15 protein-coding genes are annotated in these 18,438 nt (G+C 64.6%); 13 read left to right on the forward strand and 2 right to left on the reverse strand.

Annotated elements, in window-relative coordinates; all coding sequences use genetic code 11:
• Nucleotides 1-137: 137 nt before the first annotated feature.
• The 5 genes from JYK05_RS04510 to JYK05_RS04530 all read left to right on the forward strand — a co-directional run bounded on the left by JYK05_RS04510 (nucleotide 138) and on the right by JYK05_RS04530 (nucleotide 4,737).
• Nucleotides 138-1,160: a beta-propeller fold lactonase family protein gene (locus JYK05_RS04510; RefSeq protein WP_206467909.1), complete on the forward strand. Its 1,023-nt coding sequence runs from the start codon at nucleotides 138-140 to the stop codon at nucleotides 1,158-1,160.
• A gap of 108 nt (nucleotides 1,161-1,268) precedes the next feature.
• Nucleotides 1,269-2,285, forward strand: a complete 1,017-nt coding sequence (locus tag JYK05_RS04515) for a sterol desaturase family protein (protein ID WP_206467910.1) — start codon at nucleotides 1,269-1,271, stop codon at nucleotides 2,283-2,285.
• Between the two features lie 87 nt (nucleotides 2,286-2,372).
• Nucleotides 2,373-3,209 carry an EI24 domain-containing protein gene (locus tag JYK05_RS04520; RefSeq protein ID WP_206467911.1) on the forward strand — a complete coding sequence of 279 codons (837 nt, stop codon included), beginning with the start codon at nucleotides 2,373-2,375 and terminating at the stop codon, nucleotides 3,207-3,209.
• 29 nt (nucleotides 3,210-3,238) lie between these two features.
• On the forward strand, nucleotides 3,239-4,051 hold the full coding sequence (locus tag JYK05_RS04525) for a molybdopterin-binding protein (RefSeq protein WP_175939970.1): 813 nt from the start codon (nucleotides 3,239-3,241) through the stop codon (nucleotides 4,049-4,051).
• Nucleotides 4,048-4,737, forward strand: coding sequence for a copper homeostasis protein CutC (locus JYK05_RS04530; protein WP_206467912.1), 690 nt, complete (start codon nucleotides 4,048-4,050; stop codon nucleotides 4,735-4,737). Before JYK05_RS04525 ends, JYK05_RS04530 begins: the two co-directional genes overlap by 4 nt.
• Nucleotides 4,738-4,753: 16 nt before the next feature.
• Here the strand turns inward: JYK05_RS04530 and JYK05_RS04535 are convergent, their stop codons facing one another.
• The gene (locus JYK05_RS04535) at nucleotides 4,754-5,218 is read right to left on the reverse strand and encodes a rhodanese-like domain-containing protein (RefSeq protein ID WP_206467913.1); all 465 of its coding nucleotides are present in this window, start codon (nucleotides 5,216-5,218) and stop codon (nucleotides 4,754-4,756) included.
• Between the two features lie 357 nt (nucleotides 5,219-5,575).
• On the opposite strand from JYK05_RS04535, the gene glnA reads away from it, so the two are divergent.
• From glnA to ntrC, 3 genes are all read left to right on the forward strand, one after another.
• A complete protein-coding gene (gene glnA / locus JYK05_RS04540; protein ID WP_175939973.1) occupies nucleotides 5,576-6,991 on the forward strand; it encodes a type I glutamate--ammonia ligase in 1,416 nt (471 codons plus the stop codon).
• 167 nt (nucleotides 6,992-7,158) lie between these two features.
• A complete protein-coding gene (gene glnL, locus JYK05_RS04545; protein ID WP_206468216.1) occupies nucleotides 7,159-8,301 on the forward strand; it encodes a nitrogen regulation protein NR(II) in 1,143 nt (380 codons plus the stop codon).
• Nucleotides 8,302-8,437: 136 nt separating this feature from the next.
• Complete coding sequence (gene ntrC, locus JYK05_RS04550; RefSeq protein WP_175939974.1) at nucleotides 8,438-9,922, forward strand: nitrogen regulation protein NR(I); 1,485 nt, start codon at nucleotides 8,438-8,440, stop codon at nucleotides 9,920-9,922.
• A gap of 14 nt (nucleotides 9,923-9,936) precedes the next feature.
• On the opposite strand, the gene xth is transcribed toward ntrC, so the two are convergent.
• On the reverse strand, nucleotides 9,937-10,716 hold the full coding sequence (xth, locus tag JYK05_RS04555; protein WP_206467914.1) for an exodeoxyribonuclease III: 780 nt from the start codon (nucleotides 10,714-10,716) through the stop codon (nucleotides 9,937-9,939).
• A gap of 289 nt (nucleotides 10,717-11,005) precedes the next feature.
• Here xth and JYK05_RS04560 point away from each other — a divergent pair, with 289 nt between their 5' ends.
• The 5 genes from JYK05_RS04560 to JYK05_RS04580 are packed head-to-tail and all read left to right on the forward strand — an operon-like array spanning nucleotide 11,006 to nucleotide 18,432.
• Nucleotides 11,006-11,101 carry a potassium-transporting ATPase subunit F gene (locus tag JYK05_RS04560; protein ID WP_175939976.1) on the forward strand — a complete coding sequence of 32 codons (96 nt, stop codon included), beginning with the start codon at nucleotides 11,006-11,008 and terminating at the stop codon, nucleotides 11,099-11,101.
• Nucleotides 11,098-12,903 (forward strand): potassium-transporting ATPase subunit KdpA, encoded by a 1,806-nt coding sequence (gene kdpA / locus JYK05_RS04565; RefSeq protein WP_206467915.1) that lies wholly within the window; start codon nucleotides 11,098-11,100, stop codon nucleotides 12,901-12,903. Before JYK05_RS04560 ends, kdpA begins: the two co-directional genes overlap by 4 nt.
• A 13-nt stretch (nucleotides 12,904-12,916) precedes the next feature.
• Entirely contained in the window at nucleotides 12,917-15,046 is a 2,130-nt protein-coding gene (gene kdpB / locus JYK05_RS04570; RefSeq protein WP_206467916.1) for a potassium-transporting ATPase subunit KdpB, read from the forward strand.
• A 10-nt stretch (nucleotides 15,047-15,056) separates the two neighbouring features.
• Entirely contained in the window at nucleotides 15,057-15,635 is a 579-nt protein-coding gene (gene kdpC, locus JYK05_RS04575; RefSeq protein WP_206467917.1) for a potassium-transporting ATPase subunit KdpC, read from the forward strand.
• A 49-nt stretch (nucleotides 15,636-15,684) separates the two neighbouring features.
• Nucleotides 15,685-18,432 (forward strand): sensor histidine kinase KdpD, encoded by a 2,748-nt coding sequence (locus JYK05_RS04580; RefSeq protein ID WP_206467918.1) that lies wholly within the window; start codon nucleotides 15,685-15,687, stop codon nucleotides 18,430-18,432.
• The last annotated feature ends 6 nt before the right edge of the window (nucleotides 18,433-18,438 follow it).

An 18,438-nucleotide genomic window follows, 5' to 3' on the forward strand; every position in this document is an offset into this window, starting at 1 on the left:
GAACGTGGCGGAAAGCCGCGCCAACAGGCGGCATTTCTTGCGCACGCGCACCGAATTGCGCAAAAAGAGCCGCGCCGTCAACGCGTTAGAGCATGCAAACGTTCTACAATGACGCCTGCTTTCCGACGTGTACATTCATGCGCTCCACATTATTCTCCGGCCGCCTCCGCGCGGCCGCCGCCAGCGCCGCGCGCTTCGCGGTTCCGGCGGTCGCAGCGTTTGCCGCGACCGCGGCATTCGCCAATAACGTCATCGTGCTCAATTCGGCGGAAGCCACGCTGAGCCTCATCGACGAAAACACGCATCAGGTCATCGGCACGGTGCCGACCGGCAAAGAGCCGCATCACCTGATGCCGACGCCCGACAATTCGTCGCTGATCGTCGCGAACTCGGTGTCGAACAACCTCATGTTCGTCGACCCGAAAACGGGCGCGGTGCAGCGCTGGGTGCAGGACATCGAGGATCCGTATCAGATCGGCTTCTCGCCGGACCGCAAGTGGTTCGTTTCCACCGGCCTGCGCCTCGACCGGCTCGATATCTACCATTACGACGGCAAAAATCTGAGCCTCGCCAAGCGCCTGCCGCTCGCGACCATGCCGAGCCACATCGCGTTCTCGAACGACAGTTCCACGGCGTTCATCTCGCTTCAGGTGTCGGGCGAGATCGCGGCCATCGACCTGCCGACGCAGACGGTCAAATGGAAGATGAAGGTCGGCAAGGTGCCGGCGGGCGTCTGGCTGACGCCCGGCGACAAGTTCCTGCTCGTCGGCATGACGGGCGCGGACTACGTGGCGGTCGTCGACTGGCGCAACCAGAAGGTCGTGAAGACCATCACGACCGGCAAAGGCGCACACAACTTCCGCTCGATGGTGGATGGCAAGCATGTGCTCGTGTCGAACCGGGTGGCGAACACCATCAGCATCATCGACGAAGACACGCTCACGAACGTCGGCGATATCACCGGCCTCTTGCCCGGACCGGACGACATGGAACTTTCCGCCGATAAAAAGTATCTCTGGGTGACGTTCCGCTTCGCGAAGCATGTCGGCGTGATCGACCTTGCAAACCGCAAGCTCATCCAGACCATCGCGGTGGGACGTTCGCCGCACGGCATCTTTTTCCTCGACCGCGCGCCGGTCACCGCGCCCAACGGCGCCTGACCGCGGCGGCGAACGGTGAGAAGGGCGCTCGCGGGCGCCCTGTACTACGATTGAGTCACGGGCCGCTGGGCGTCATTTCCCAGGGCCGGCCGACTTCCACGGAGCACCATGTTTCACGTCATTCTCTCGTCCCTCGACAGCTTCGTTTCTTCCGTTCAGACCACGTTGTACGTGGACGTCGTGCAGCCGCTGCTTTTCAAGATCGGCATGATGGACTACGACGAAGACACGTACGACGCGCTGTACTGGGTGATCGTCGGCGTGCTGGAAGTGATCGCGATGTACGCGATCCTGCGCCCGCTGGAAGCCTTGCGCCCTGCCGAGCAATGGCAGGACCGCAAGGGCGTGCGCGTGGACGTGCTCTATACGTGGATCGTGAAGCTCGGCATCCTCAATCTGTTTTTCTTCTTCACGTTCCAGCCTATTTTCGATTCCGTGCAAAGCTGGCTGCGCATCCAAGGCGTGCCGACGCTCGAAATCGACAATCTGTGGCCCGGCGTGACCACGCAGCCGCTCGTCACGTTCGCCATCTATCTGATTCTGCTGGATCTGGCCGGTTACTGGTATCACCGGCTGGAGCATCGGTTCGGCATCTGGTGGGAACTGCACGCGGTCCATCACAGCCAGCAGAAGATGTCCCTGTGGTCCGACGACCGCAACCATCTGCTCGACGACGTTCTGCAAGCGAGCTTCTTCGCCGCTGTCGCGCTCGTGATCGGCGTGGAGCCGTCGCAATTCGTCGTGCTCGTCGCGATCACGAACCTGATGCAGAGCGTGCAGCACGCGAACATCCGTTTGCATTTCGGCTGGCTCGGCGACCGGCTGATCGTGAGTCCTGCGTTCCATCGCCGTCATCACGCGATCGGCTATGGTCACGAAGGCACGGCGTACGGCTGCAACTTCGGCGTGCTGTTTTCGTTCTGGGACATCCTGTTCCGCTCGGCGTCGTTCGACCGCACCGTCGAGCCGACCGGCATCCGCGATCAGCTGGGCGCGCCGGGCACCGCGCCCGTCAATTACGGCGACGGCTTCTTCGAGCAACACTGGCTCGCGTTCAAGCGCATCGGCGCGCGTCTCGCGGCGCGGCGCGCGGCGGATTCCGGCAAGCGGCCGGCTGCCCTCTGAGCCTTTCATTCGCCTTCTTGTGGATGCCAGCGCGCCGAACCCGCGCTGGTTTATCCTGTCGCTTACTCTTCCTTCAACGAATCACGCATGAATGATCTGCTGCGTTCGTTCGTGCGCGCGCTGGCGAACGTCTTCCATCCGCGCATGCTCTGGCTCACGCTGATGCCGTTCGCGGTCGCCACCGCCGTCTGGGGCGCGATCCTGTGGTTCTTCTGGCAGACGCTCACCGGCGCGGCGAACGGCTGGCTCGACGGCTGGGCGCTGACCTCCGCGATGTACCGCCTTTTCGACGCCGTCGGCTTCTCGTCGCTGCACGCGGTCATTGCGCCGTTCCTCGTCGTTGTCGTGACGATTCCGCTGATCGTCGTGACGGTGCTTCTGCTAATCGCCACGCTTTCCATGCCGGGCGTCATCAAGCTGCTCACGCGGAGTCCGAAAGGCCACTATGCGGCGCTCGAAGCGCGGCGCGGTGGCTCGTGGTACGGAAGTCTCGGGCATTCTGTGGTGACGACCATCGTGTGCCTCGTTGCGCTCGTCGTCACCTTGCCGCTTTGGTTGATCCCGCCTTTCTTCGCGCTGATTCCGCCGCTCCTGTGGGGCTGGCTCACGTATCGCGTGATGACCTACGACGCGCTCGCCGTGCACGCGAGCCCCGACGAACGGCGCGCGATCGTGCGGGAATCGCGCTGGCCGCTGCTCGCCATCGGCATCGTGAGCGGATTGTTGAGCTCCGTTCCGACGCTGATCTGGGCGTGGTCGGTCTGGCTCCTGCCGCTGTTTCCGGTCGTGGCCGCGGTGACGATCTGGGCGTATGCGTTCATTCTCGTGTTTTCGGCGCTGTGGTTCGCGCACTACTGCCTGCACGCGCTCGCGCGGCTGCGGGCGAACGAGCCGCGTTATCCGGCCATCACGGCGCAGTCCTGAACGGCAGTCAACAGAAAGAAGAGGCACTCATGGGCATTGGCGTCATCATCATCGGCGACGAAATCCTGTCCGGGCGGCGCACGGACAAGCATCTGCCGAAAGTCATCGAACTGTTGGGCGCGCGTGGGCTGTCGCTCGACTGGGCGGAATACGTCGGCGACGATCCCGCGCGCATCACCGCGACGCTCGCGCGCACGTTCGCGTCGGGCGACATCGTGTTTTCGACGGGCGGCATCGGCGCGACGCCCGACGATCACACGCGGCAGTGCGCGGCCAAGGCGCTCGGCGTGCCGCTCGCGTTGCAGCCGGAAGCGGCGGAACTGATCCGCGCGCGCATTCGCGACATGGCGGGCGACCAGCCTGCGGATCTCGATTCGCCCGAGAACCTGCATCGGCTGAACATGGGCATGTTCCCGCAGGGCGCCGAGATCATTCCGAACAGCTACAACAAGATTCCGGGCTTCTCGGTCGGCGATCATCACTTCGTGCCGGGCTTTCCGGTCATGGCATGGCCGATGATCGAATGGGTGCTCGACACGAAATACGCGCATCTGCACCACGCGACGCCGTATGTCGAGCGTTCGCTGCTCGTCTTCGGGTTGCCGGAATCGCGCATCACGCCGCTGATGGTTGCCATCGAGCGCGATTTCGCCGGCGTGCGTGCCTTTAGCTTGCCGAGCGTCGGCGACGCGGCGCGCGGGGCGCTCTACGCGCGGCCGCACATCGATCTGGGCGTGAAGGGCGATCCCGAGCGCGCGAACGCCGCGTTCGAGGCGCTGCGCGAAGGCGTGGCGGCGCTGGGCGGCGAGGTCGTCGAAGTGCCGCCGGAGGAGGCGCGTTGATTCTGCTCGAAGTCATTGCGACGACGGTCGCGGACGCGCGCGCCGCCGAGCGGGGCGGGGCGAACCGCATCGAACTGATCACCGCGATGGGCGAGGGCGGGCTGACGCCGAGCATCGGGCTGATGGAAGCGGTCGTGGACGCGGTCGGCATTCCGGTGAACGTGATCGTGCGGCCGCATAGCCGCTCGTTCGTCTACGATGCCGACGATCTGGGCGTCATGCTGCGCGACATTCGCGCCATCGCAAAGACTCGTGCGAACGCGATCGTCGTGGGCATGCTGCGCGAGAACGGCGAGATCGATACCGATGCGCTCTCGCGCGTGATCGACGCCGCCGATGGCTTGCCCCTCACGTTCCACCGCGCGATCGACGAGGCGCGCGATTTAGCCGCCGCATTCGACACGCTGCTCGGCTTCGACGCCATCACGAACGTGCTGACGTCGGGCGGCCAACCGTCGGTGCTGCAAGCGGAAACGCAAATCAAATCGCTCGTCGAGCGCTCGCAAGGCACGCGTTGCACCGTGCTCGCAGGCGCGGGCCTGACCGTGGACGCGCTCGCGCCCTTCGTCGCTGCGACAGGCGTGCGGGCGGTGCATTTCGGCTCGGGCGTGCGGGTCGGCGGCAAGGGGCTCGCGCCCGTCGACGAAGCGGCGGTCGCCCGCGCGCGGGCATTGCTCGACGGCTAGCGCCCGACGCGCGGCCTCACGCCCCGATCCACGGCAATCCGCGGTAGCACCATCCCGAGACCGTCTTGCGGTGCCCCTGACCGTCCTTGTCGCCTTCGAAGCCTTCCAGCAGGTCGTAGGCTTTCGTGAACCCCTGATTCTGCGCGGCGACGGCGGCGAGCTTCGAGCGAGCGGCGCTGCGGCACAGAAACACGAGCGGCGTATCCGGAGTGGCGATTTGTCTTAATTGTTCGATAAACTCAGCGTTCGGCACCGAACCGGGATAGCGGATCCATTCGATGTGCGCGTACTGCTCGCCGTTGATCGCGGGCCGGCCCACCCAGTCGAGTTCCGCGCGGGTGCGCACGTCGACGAGGCGAGCGCGCGGTTCCAGTTGAAGGAATTCGAAGGCTTCGGCGGGGAGCAACGCGCCCGCGTAGGTGAGATTGTTCTCGGCGGCCCGGCTCGCGGCTTTGCCGTACAGTTGGTCGAGCGTACTCATGGCGAGGTGTCTCCGTTGGCTAAACGATTAATTCTAGCGTGCTGTGCAAGCGCGCAACTCGGGAACAATCCAGCACACTTTAGGTGCATTTCGCGAGTTAAGCACAGAAATAGTGCGATTGGATGACGGTGCTAGGATGGATGCACACATTTGGTGCTGAGTCGTTGGAACCAGCGAGGTAGGAAAAACGGACACCGCTCGCGCCTCGTTAAAAAACCTAAGCAGTTCAGCCATCTAGCCTGCGCATAACGCACATGGCATAGAAGCTGCTTTTCCCACCCTCGATTGAAACGGCAGTGCAGAATTGGTCGAGGCGGCGGAGCGATTCGCCGACTTTTGTTAATCAGGAGATAGGTAATGAGTAAATCCGTGGCCGACGTCATGCAACTCGTCAAGGACGAGGACGTCAAGTTTGTCGATTTTCGCTTCACCGACACGCGCGGCAAAGAACAACACGTTTCCGTGCCGGTATCGGCATTCGACGAAGACAAATTTGAAAGCGGCCACGCTTTCGACGGTTCGTCCATCGCCGGCTGGAAGGGTATCGAAGCGTCGGACATGCTGCTCGTGCCGGATGCCGACACCGCGTTCATCGACCCGTTCTACGAAGAATCCACGCTGGTTCTGACCTGCGACGTGGTGGAGCCTGCCGACGGCAAGGGCTACGAGCGCGACCCGCGGTCGCTCGCGAAGCGCGCCGAAGCGTATCTGAAGAGCTCGGGCCTCGGCGACACCGCGTTCTTCGGTCCGGAGCCGGAATTCTTCATTTTCGATTCGGTGCAGTGGAACACGGACCAGTCGGGCACGTTCGTGAAGATCGGCTCGGAAGAAGCGCCGTGGTCGTCGGCGAAGGAATTCGAAGGCGGCAACACCGGCCACCGTCCGGGCACGAAGGGCGGCTACTTCCCGGTAGCGCCTGTCGACACGTTCCAGGACATCCGCTCGGAAATGTGTCTGCTGCTCGAACAGATCGGCATTCCGGTCGAAGTGCACCACCACGAAGTGGCGGGCCAGGGCCAGAACGAAATCGGCACCAAGTTCTCGACGCTGGTTCAGCGCGCGGACTGGCTGCAGCAGATGAAGTACATCATCCACAACGTCGCGCACACGTACGGCAAGACGGCGACGTTCATGCCGAAGCCGATCGTCGGCGATAACGGCTCGGGCATGCACGTTCACCAGTCCATCTGGAAGGACGGCCAGAACCTGTTCGCGGGCAACGGCTATGCGGGCCTGTCGGAATTCGCGCTGTTCTACATCGGCGGCATCATCAAGCATGCGCGCGCGCTGAACGCGATCACGAACCCGGGTACGAACTCGTACAAGCGTCTCGTGCCGCACTTCGAAGCGCCCGTGAAGCTGGCTTACTCGGCTCGCAACCGCTCGGCGTCGATCCGCATTCCGCACGTGAGCAACCCGAAGGGCCGCCGTATCGAAACGCGCTTCCCGGATCCGCTCGCGAATCCGTACCTGTGCTTCTCCGCGCTGATGATGGCGGGTCTCGACGGCGTGCAGAACAAGATTCATCCGGGCGAAGCCGCGGACAAGAATCTGTACGACCTGCCGCCGGAAGAAGACGCGAAGATCCCGACCGTGTGCGCGGGCCTGGATCAGGCGCTCGACGCGCTGGACGGCGACCGCGAGTTCCTGACGCGCGGCGGCGTGTTCACGGATTCGATGCTCGACGCATACATCGAACTGAAGACGAACGAGCTGCAGCGTTATCGTCAGGCGGTGCATCCGATCGAGTTCGAGATGTATTACTCGCTGTAACGCATGAAGGCAGCGCGTTTTGTTGATTTCAATTCGATGAAGCGCGCTCGCCGCATGTCATGAAGAACGACGGAAAAGGGACGGCGCGCCGTCCCTTTTTTAATCGCTCGCGGTTGTCACGCAACGAGAAGAAGATCGGTAGCACGAACGACCTCAATCACTGCACGATGGTGCTCAAGAATCTGATCAAGGCGCGAAAGGGTCACGCCGATGCGCTCTCCGACGATACGCAACTCGCCGCGACCGGCTTGCTGCCCGGCCTCGAAGCGCTGCCGACTGTCGTGCTGGTGCTCGACAAGCGCAATCTCAGGATCGCGTACGCGAACCCGTCGGCGGAGTCGATGCTGGAGATGTCGCGCAAGCAACTGATGCAGACGCATTGGCCCGAACTCTTCGCGAACGCCGACGAACTGGCGACGACGATCGCTTCCATCGCGGAGAACCGCTTCAACGCCACGCGGCTCGACGCGGCGCTCGAACGCGCGGGGCGCGAGCCGGTTCATGTGCATGCGATCGTCGCGTATCTCGAAGCCGCGACCGATTACGTGCTGCTCGAACTCTTCGAGAACGAGCGCCATCTGCGCACGGATCGTGAAGAGCGCATCCACGATCTGACGGCGGTCAACAAGCAACTCATTCGCAATCTCGCGCACGAGATCAAGAATCCGCTCGGCGGCATTCGCGGCGCGGCGCAACTGCTCGAATTTGAACTCGGCGGGCGCGAACGCGACGAGTTGCGCGAATACACGCAAGTCATCATCAAGGAATCGGACCGTTTGCAGACGCTCGTCGATCGCTTGCTGGAGCCGCACCGGCATCCGCATATCGTCGGCGACGTCAACATTCACGAAGTCTGCGAGCGCGTGCGCGCGGTGATTCTCGCGGAGTTTCCGCGCGGCCTCACCATCGAGCGCGACTACGACGTGAGCGTGCCCGACCTGCGCGGCGACAAGGAGCAACTGATTCAGGCGCTGCTCAACATCGTGCGCAACGCGGCGGAGGCGCTCAAGGAGCGCATCTCGCAAGGCGACGCGAAGATCGAGCTGCGCACGCGCATCGCGCGCAAGGTCACCATCGGCAAGCGCCTGCACAAACTGGCACTGGACTTGCATATCACTGACAACGGTCCCGGCATTCCGGGCGATATCCGCGACCGCATCTTCTTTCCGCTCGTGTCGGGCAGGGAAGACGGAAGCGGCCTCGGCCTCACGCTCGCGCAGTCTTTTGTGCAGCAGCACGACGGACTGATCGAAGTGGAGAGCAAGCCGGGCTGCACCGAGTTCGCCATCTTGCTGCCATTCGGGAACTGACACCGGAACTGACACGGGACATCAACCTACATCGACATTCACCAGACTGCGGGCCGCGATTCTCGCGCGAAGCCACGAAGCCTGACCGTTTCGACGGGCATACACCGAACCACACGAAGACTTCTCGCCGAACGATATGAAGCCGATCTGGATAGTAGACGACGACCAATCCATCCGTTGGGTGCTCGAAAAAGCGCTCGCACGAGAGAACTTCACGACGCGCAGTTTCTCGGGCGTGCGCGACGCGCTTGCCGCGCTCGAAACCGAAAGCCCGCAAGTGCTGGTATCCGATATCCGCATGCCCGGCGGCTCCGGGCTCGAACTGCTGCAAACGGTGCGCGACAGGCTGCCGGGACTGCCCGTCATCATCATGACGGCGTTTTCCGATCTGGATAGCGCGGTCGCCGCGTTTCAGGGCGGCGCGTTCGAATATCTCGCCAAGCCCTTCGATATCGACAAGGCGGTGGAGTTGATCCGCCGCGCCGTCGACGAAAGCATGCGCGGCGAGGCCGCGTACGACGAGCGCGTGACCGAGACGCCCGAGATGTTGGGCCAGGCGCCCGCGATGCAGGACATGTTCCGCGCCATCGGCCGCCTGTCGCATTCGGCGGCGACCGTGCTCATCACCGGCGAATCAGGCACCGGAAAGGAGCTTGTCGCGCGCGCGTTGCACCGACATAGCCCGCGGGCCAACGGGCCGTTCATCGCGCTCAATACCGCCGCCATCCCGAAAGATCTGCTGGAGTCCGAACTATTCGGCCACGAACGCGGCGCGTTCACAGGCGCGCAGGCCATGCGGCAGGGCCGCTTCGAACAGGCCGAGAACGGCACGCTCTTTCTCGATGAAATCGGCGACATGCCGTTCGATCTGCAAACGCGGCTTTTGCGCGTGTTGTCCGACGGGCAGTTCTATCGGGTCGGCGGCCACAATCCGCTGCGCGCGAACGTGCGCGTGATAGCGGCGACGCACCAGAATCTGGAATCGCGCGTGCGACAGGGCTTGTTTCGCGAGGACTTGTACCATCGCCTGAACGTGATTCGCCTGCGTTTGCCGGCGCTGCGCGAACGCAGCGAGGACATTCCGCTGCTCACGCGGCACTTCCTGCAAAAGAGCGCGCGCGATCTGGGCGTCGAGCCGAAGCGCGTGTCCGACAGCGCGCTCGCTTATCTCGCGTCGCTGCCGTTTCCCGGCAACGTGCGCCAGCTGGAAAACCTGTGCAACTGGCTCACGGTGATGGCGCCCGCACAGGTCATCGAGCAGAAGGACTTGCCGCCCGATCTCACGCCGCGTCAGGACGTCACGCCGGAGAGCATCGCCGTATCGACCGATGGCGCGGTCGCGCCGAACGGCTCGGCCATGCCGGCCTCGGCGCCCGCATCGACGCCGCCAGCGGGCGTGCCGGCGAGCGTGTGGGAAAACGGCTTGCGCACGGAAGTCGCGCGGCTGTTGCGCGAAAATTCCGCCGATGTCATGGACGAACTCGCGCGCCGCTTCGAAGCCGCCGTGATTCGCGAGGCGCTCGACTTCACGCGCGGGCGCAAAGTCGAGGCGGCGGAGCGCTTAGGTATCGGCCGCAATACGATCACGCGCAAGATTCAGGAACTGCATCTCGACGCGTGACGGCACAGCGCGGATCAGCAGCCGACCGTCGCGACGACAGGCGCGTGGTCGGACGGCTGATCCCACTTGCGCGGCACCTTGTCGATCTCGCATGACGTGCACAACGCCGACAATTCCGACGACAGCAGAATGTGGTCGATGCGCAGGCCCGCGTTGCGCCGAAACGCCATCATGCGGTAGTCCCACCACGTAAAGAGCTTCTCGGGCTGTTCGAACTTGCGGAAGGCGTCGGTGAGTCCCAGGCCGACGAGCTGCATGAAATGCGCGCGTTCTTCCGGCGAAACGAGGTTCTGTCCTTCCCACGCTTTCGGGTCGTGCACGTCGCGGTCTTCCGGCGCGATGTTGTAATCGCCGAGCAGCGCGAGCTTCGGATACTGCATCATCTCTTCGCGCAGCCATTCGCGCAGCGCATCCAGCCAGCGCATCTTGTACGCGAATTTCTCGGAGCCGGGCGCCTGTCCGTTCGGGAAGTACGCCGACACTATCCGCACGCCGTTTACCGTCGCGGCGATCACGCGCTGCTGTAAGTCTTCGAAGCCGGGAATATTGCGCACCACGGTGGCGTCGTGCACCTCGATGCCGTCGCGCACCAGAATGCCTACGCCGTTATACGTCTTCTGTCCCGCGAACCAGCTTTTGTATCCGGCGGCTTCCAGTTCGGCGCGAGGGAATTTCTCGTCGGGCAGCTTCAGTTCCTGAAGGCATAACACGTCCACTTGCGAGAGTTGCAGCCAGTCGGTGACGTGCTGAAGACGGACCTTGAGAGAGTTGACGTTCCACGTTGCGATTTTCATGTGACGGCGATGGCCTGCGGCTTCTTGAGTGTCGATCGAAGCCGGAATGATAACGCCACGGCGTTCGCGCACTCTCACGCGCTCGTTTACGCGATTTTTACGCCGCCGCGCGAACTCTTGCCACGCCCTTTATCCCGGTCCTTCTACGCTTGCAAGCGTCCAATGCACAAGAGGAGAACCGAACCATGGACCTGCTTTACGTCGCCGGCATCGCCCTGTTCTGGGGGCTGTGCGCGGCGCTGACCCTGGGCTGTGAGCGTTTGCGCCGCCGTCTGCCGGGAGCCCGCGCATGACCGCATGGATGATCTGGCTCGCGGCCGCATCGACGCTGCTGCTTCTGGCCTACCTCGTGTACGCGCTCTTGCGCGCGGAGGATCTCGAATGAACGCGAACACGTTCACGCAGACGGCGCTGTTCATCGTCGTGCTGATTGCGCTCGCCATTCCGCTCGGGCGATACATCGCCGACGTGCTCGACGGCTCGTCGGCCGTCGTGCGCAAGACGAAGCGGTTCGAAGACGCGTTGTATCGCATAGCCGGCGTCGATGCCGATGCCGAAATGTCGTGGAAGCACTACGCGCTCGCGGTGCTGCTCTTCAACGCGCTCGGCGCGCTCGCGCTCTACGCGCTCTTGCGCCTGCAACACGTCTTGCCGGCCAATCCGCAAGGCATGGCCGCGATGACGCCGGACGCCGCGTTCAACACGGCGGTGAGCTTCGTGACCAATACGAACTGGCAGGACTACGGCGGCGAAAGCACGCTGGGCTACCTTGCGCAGATGCTCGGCCTCACGGTGCAGAACTTTCTCTCGGCGGCGACCGGCATCGCGGTCGTCGTCGCGCTGATTCGCGGCTTCAAGCGGCACAGCGCGCAGACCATCGGCAACTTCTGGGTCGATCTCACGCGCACGACGCTCTACGTGCTCGCGCCGCTCGCCGTGGTGTTCGCGCTCGTCTTCGTGAGCCAGGGCGTGATTCAGAACTTCAGGCCGTATCAGGACGTATCGACGCTGCAAGTCACGAGCTATCAGTCACCGGAGACCGACGCGCAAGGCAACGCCGTGAAAGATGCTCACGGCAACCCTGTCTTGCGCGACATGAAAGCCGACAAGCAATCGCTGCCGATGGGACCGGTCGCGTCGCAGGAAGCGATCAAGATGCTCGGCACGAACGGCGGCGGCTTCTTCAATGCGAACTCGGCGCATCCGTTCGAGAACCCGACGCCGCTCTCCAACTTCATGCAGATGATCGCGATGCTGCTGATTCCCGCGGCGCTCTGCGTCGTATTCGGCCGCATGATCGGTGACAAGCGGCAGGGCTACGCCGTGCTCGCGGCGATGACCATCGCGTTCGCGGCGGCGTGCGTCGGCGAGATAGCGGCGGAGCAGGCGGGCAATCCGCTCTTCGCGTCGCTTCACGTCGATACCCACGCGAGCGCGCTGCAAGCGGGCGGCAACATGGAGGGCAAGGAGACGCGCTTCGGCATTGCGCAGTCGGGCATCTTCACGGTGGCGACGACCGCCGCGTCCTGCGGCGCGGTCGACGCGATGCACGACTCGCTGACGCCACTGGGCGGCCTCATTCCGATGCTCTTGATCCAGCTCGGCGAAGTGATTTTCGGCGGCGTCGGCTCCGGCTTGTACGGCATGCTCGTCTTCGCGCTGCTCGCGGTGTTCGTCGCGGGGCTGATGATCGGCCGCACGCCCGAATACGCCGGGAAAAAGATCGAATCGTTCGAGATGAAGATGGTGTCCATCGCGATCCTGCTCACGCCGCTTCTGGTGCTCGCGGGAACATCGGTGGCCGTGCTGACGGCATCGGGCACGGCGGGCATCGCCAATCCTGGCGCGCACGGTTTCTCGGAAGTGCTGTACGCGTTCAGCTCGGCGGCGAACAACAACGGCAGCGCGTTCGCGGGCCTTTCCGTGAACACGCCGTTCTACAACGTGCTGCTCGGCATTGCGATGTGGCTCGGCCGCTTCGGCTCGATCGTGCCGGTGCTGGCGATCGCGGGATCGCTCGCCGCGAAGAAGCGCCTCGCCGTCACCGCCGGCACCTTGCCGACGCACGGACCGCTGTTCGTGGTGCTGCTGCTCGGCACGCTTCTGCTCGTCGGCGCGCTCACGTATGTGCCGGCGCTCGCGCTCGGGCCTGTCGTCGAGCATCTGACGATGATCGCCGCTCACTGATTTCGAGGAACAGATGACTCAACTGAATCAAGCGCCGCTGCATCGCCCGGAGAACCTCGGGCAAGCGCGCACGGCGGCGCGTTCGATGTTCGATCCGGCGCTTCTGAAACCCGCCATCGCCGATTCCTTCGCGAAGCTCGCGCCGCGCACGCAACTGCGCAATCCGGTGATGTTCTGCGTGTACGTCGGCAGCATTTTGACGACGGTGCTTTGGATCGCCGCGCTCGTGGGGCAGGCCGAAGCGCCCGCGGGCTTCATTCTCGCCATTGCGCTGTGGCTGTGGTTCACCGTGCTCTTCGCGAACTTCGCCGAGGCGCTCGCGGAAGGGCGCTCGAAGGCGCAGGCCGCGTCGTTGCGCAGCGCCAAGCACAACGTGATGGCGAAAAAGCTCAACGAGCCGCATCCGAAGTCGCCAATACGCATCGTCGCATCGAGCGATCTGCGCAAGGGCGATGTCGTGCTGATCGAAGCCGGGGACGCCGTGCCCGCCGATGGCGAGGTGATCGACGGCGTCGCATCCGTCGACGAATCCGCGATCACGGGCGAATCCGCGCCCGTCATCCGCGAGTCGAGCGGCGATTTCTCGTCGGTGACGGGCGGCACGCGCGTGCTGTCGGACTGGATCGTCGTGCGCGTGACGGCTGACCCCGGCGAGGCGTTTCTCGACCGCATGATCGCAATGGTCGAAGGCGCGAAGCGTCAAAAGACGCCGAACGAAGTCGCGCTCACCATTCTGCTCGTCGCGCTGACGCTCGTGCTGCTGTTCGCCACCGCGACCTTGCTGCCGTTCTCGATGTTTTCGGTGGACGCCGCGAAAGCCGGGCACGTGGTCACGATCACGGCGCTCGTCGCGCTGCTCGTCTGCCTGATTCCGACGACCATCGGCGGACTGTTGTCGGCCATCGGCGTCGCGGGCATGAGCCGCATGATGCAGGCGAACGTGATCGCGACCTCGGGACGCACGGTCGAAGCCGCGGGCGACGTCGACGTGCTGCTGCTCGACAAGACCGGCACGATCACGCTCGGCAACCGGCAGGCGTCGGCGTTCGCGCCTGCGCCCGGCGTGAGCGAGCGCGATCTCGCCGACGCCGCGCAACTCGCATCGCTCGCCGACGAAACGCCGGAAGGCCGCAGCATCGTCGTGCTGGCGAAGCAGCGCTTCGATATCCGCGAACGCGACGTGGCCACGCTCGGCGCAACGTTCATCGCGTTCAGCGCGCAGACGCGCATGAGCGGCGTCGATGTGCCGGATCGCGAGATTCGCAAGGGCGCGGCCGATGCGGTGAGAAAGTATGTCGAAGAACGCGGCGGGCGCTTTCCGCAGGAAGTGCAGCATGGCGTCGACGAGATCGCGCGGCGCGGCAGCACGCCGCTCGTCGTCGCCGAATACGTCGCGGGCAAGGCGCGCGCGCTCGGCGTGATCGAACTGAAGGACATCGTGAAGGGCGGCATCAGGGAGCGCTTTGCCGAGCTGCGCAAGATGGGCATCAAGACCGTGATGGTCACGGGCGACAACCGGCTGACGGCGGCGGCTATCGCGGCGGAAGCGGGCGTGGACGACTTTCTCGCCGAAGCGACGCCGGAAGCGAAGCTCTCGACCATCCGCGCGCATCAGGCCGAAGGGCGGCTCGTGGCGATGACCGGCGACGGCACCAACGACGCGCCCGCGCTCGCGCAAGCCGACGTCGCGGTGGCGATGAACACCGGCACGCAGGCCGCGAAGGAAGCGGGCAACATGGTCGATCTCGATTCGAACCCAACGAAGCTGATCGAGATCGTGGAGATCGGCAAGCAGATGCTGATGACGCGCGGATCGCTCACGACATTCTCCATCGCCAACGACGTCGCCAAGTACTTCGCGATCATTCCTGCCGCTTTCGCCACCACGTATCCGCAATTGCGCGTGCTCGACGTGATGCATCTCGCGTCGCCGTCGTCGGCGATTCTTTCGGCGGTCATCTTCAACGCGCTCATCATCGTGTTCCTGATTCCGCTCGCGCTGAAAGGCGTGAAGTATCGCGCGCTCGGGGCGGCTTCGTTGTTGCGGCGGAATCTGCTCGTGTATGGGCTCGGCGGCATCGTGCTGCCGTTTCCGGTCATCAAGCTGATCGACATGACGATCACCGCGCTCGGTTGGAACTAGGAGAACACTCATGAAGAATGCATTGCGTCCTGCCATCGTATTGTTCGTTGCACTGACGATCATCACGGGCATGCTGTATCCGCTCATCGTGACGGCGGTATCGAAGACGGCGTTCAGGCATCAGGCGAACGGCAGTCTGATCGAGCTAGACGGGAAGATCGTCGGTTCGGAACTGATCGGCCAGCAGTTCGACGCGCCGCGCTATTTCTGGGGCCGCTTGTCCGCCACGACGCCGAATCCGTACAACGCCGGCAGCTCCGGCGGATCGAATCTCGGCCCGACGAACCCCGCGCTCGCCGATGCCGTGAAGGCGCGCATCGCCGCGCTGCACGCCGCCGATCCTTCGAACGACGCCGCCGTGCCCGTCGATCTCGTGACCTCATCGGGCAGTGGGCTCGATCCCGACATCAGCCCGGCGGCGGCCGCGTATCAGATCGCACGCGTGGCGCGGGCGCGCGGGCTGTCCGTCGCGCGAGTCAATGCGCTCGTCGTCGAGGCGACGTCCACGCGCACGTTCGGCGTGATCGGGGAACCTACGGTGAATGTGCTTAAATTGAATCTCGCGCTGGACCGGGCGAGCGTTCGCTGAGCGCCGCCACTCCCTAAGCGCCACATGACGAGAACCCGCTCAGGAGCCCATGCGCCCGACCCCCGATGAACTCCTCGACAAGCTCCAACGCGAGGAAGCGAAGCGCCAGCGCGGCCGGCTGAAGGTGTTTTTCGGCGCGTCGGCGGGCGTCGGCAAGACCTTCGCGATGCTGCAAGCCGCGCGACGCCGCCGCGACGAAGGTGTCGATGTCGTGATCGGCGTCGTCGAAACGCATGGCCGCAAGGAGACGCTCGCGCTGTGCGCGGGGCTGGAAACGCTGCCGCCCGCGCACATCGACTATCGCGGCCGCACGCTCGCGGAATTCGATCTCGACGGCGCGCTCGCGCGCAAGCCGCAACTCATCGTCGTCGATGAACTCGCGCATTCGAACGTGCAGGGTTCGCGGCACTTGAAGCGCTGGCAGGACGTGCACGAACTGCTCGACGCGGGCATCGACGTGTACACGACCGTCAACGTGCAGCATCTGGAAAGCCTCAACGATATCGTCGGGCGCATCACCGGCATTCGCGTGTGGGAGACGGTGCCCGACCGCGTGTTCGATCTCGCCGATGAAGTCACGCTCGTCGATCTGCCGCCCGAGGACCTGCTCGATCGTCTGCGCGAAGGCAAGGTGTATCTGCCGCAGCAGGCCGAGCAGGCGGTGCGCAACTTCTTTCGCAAGGGCAATCTGATCGCGCTGCGCGAACTCGCGTTGCGCCGCACCGCCGACCGCGTCGATGCGCAGATGCGCGAGTACCGCGCCGATCAGTCGATCGAGCGCATCTGGCGAGCGCGCGAGCGGCTGATCGCGTGCGTCGGGCCGGGACCGGAAGGCGCGGCGCTCGTGCGCGCGGCGGCGCGGCTCGCGGCCGCGCTGAAGGCGGACTGGCTCGCGGTCTATGTCGAAACGCCGAAGCTTCAGCGCCTTTCCGACGATGAGCGCCGCCGCACGCTCGACGCGCTCAAGCTCGCCTCGGAACTCGGCGCGGAAACGGTGACGCTCGATGGCGCGGACGCCGCCGCGACGCTCATCGACTATGCGCGCATGCGCAACGTGTCGAAGCTCGTCGCGGGCGCGCCGGCCGCGCGAAGCTGGCGGCGGATCGTGCGCACGCCGGTCGCGGAGCGCATCGTCCGGCATGCGGCGGATATCGATGTCACGCTCGTCTCTGCCGCCCCGCGCGACGAATCGCAAACGCGGCGGGTGTCGATAGCCGGCGCGTGGCGCGACGCCGGGCATTCGCCGCCGCGCGCCTACTTCTACGCGCTCGCCATCGGCGCGGCGATCACGCTGGTCGCACATGGGCTGGCCGCGCGGCATATCGCGCTTACGAATCTCGTGATGCTGTATCTGCTCGGCGTGATCTTCGCCGCCGCGCGGCTCGGGCGCGGGCCGGGCGTGATGCTGTCGTTCGTGTCGGTCGCGGCGTTCGACTTCTTCTTCGTGCCGCCCGCGCTGTCGTTTTCCGTCACCGACACGCAATACGTGCTCACCTTCGTCGTGATGCTGCTGACCTCGCTCACGATCAGCCATCTCACGTCGAGCCTGCGCCGCGAGGCGCGCATCGCGTCGCAGCGGGAACGGCGCACCAGCGCCATGTACGCGATGACCAAAGAACTCGCCGCTGCGCTGATGACCGGGCAGATTATCGAGATCGGCACGCGGCACGTGGCCGAAGTCTTCCACGGGAAAGTCGCGATGCTTTTGCCCGATGCGAGCGAACGCGTGCGCCAGAAAGTGGACGAGCCGAACGCGGATGCGATGCTCGACGCCGCGCGCATCGACCTCGATATCGCGCAGTGGGTCTACGAGCAGCAGAAGCCCGCGGGCCGCGGCACCGACACGCTGCCCGCCACCGATGCGCTCTACTTGCCGCTGCGCGCGCCGATGCGCACGCGCGGCGTGCTCGCGATCGTCGTCGAGCGGGAAGCGGAGCTGGCGGTGCCCGAGCAGCGGCGCATGATCGAGACGTTCGCGGCGCAGATCGCGCTGGCGCTCGAACGCGTGCATTACGTGGATATCGCGCAGGACGCGCTCGTCAACATGGAATCCGAACGGCTGCGCAATTCCCTGCTCTCGGCGATCTCGCATGACCTGCGCACGCCGTTGACGTCGATTGTCGGTTTCGCGTCGGTGCTGGAGGATGAGGCGCGCGCGATCGGCGGTCTTTCGGGCGAGTCGCAAGAACTGGTGCACGCGATCCACGAGGAGGCGCTGCGCATGAGTGGGCTCGTGACGAACCTGCTCGACATGGCGCGCTTGCAGGCGGGCGCGATCCGGCTGAACCGTCAATGGTCGATGCTCGAAGAAACCGTCGGCGCCGCGCTCGCATCGATGAGGCGCACGCTTGCGGGCCGACCCGTGCAGGTTCGGGTGCCGTCGAATCTGCCGATGCTGCGGCTCGACGCGGTGTTGATGGAGCGGCTATTCGCGAACCTGCTGGAGAACGCGGCGAAATATACGCCAGCCCATACGCCGATCTGCATTGCGGCGGAAGAAGAGACATCGGGCGATGCGCGTGCCGTGCGCGTCGTGATCGACGATGAAGGGCCGGGCGTGCCGGCCGGCATGGAGACGCGCCTCTTCGAGAAGTTCACGCGCGGCGAGAAGGAATCGGCGCAACCGGGCATCGGGCTCGGGCTCGCCATTTGCCGCGCGATCGTGGAGGCGCACGGCGGGCGCATCGGCGTGGAGAATCGCGTCGACAGCGAAGGACGCGTGTGCGGCGCGCGCTTCTGGTTCACGTTGCCGGCGGACGAAGCGCCGCCTGATATCGAGCAGGGCGAGGGTATCTAACGCGTG

This window comes from Caballeronia sp. M1242 (assembly GCF_017220215.1).
Classification (GTDB): Bacteria; Pseudomonadota; Gammaproteobacteria; order Burkholderiales; family Burkholderiaceae; genus Caballeronia.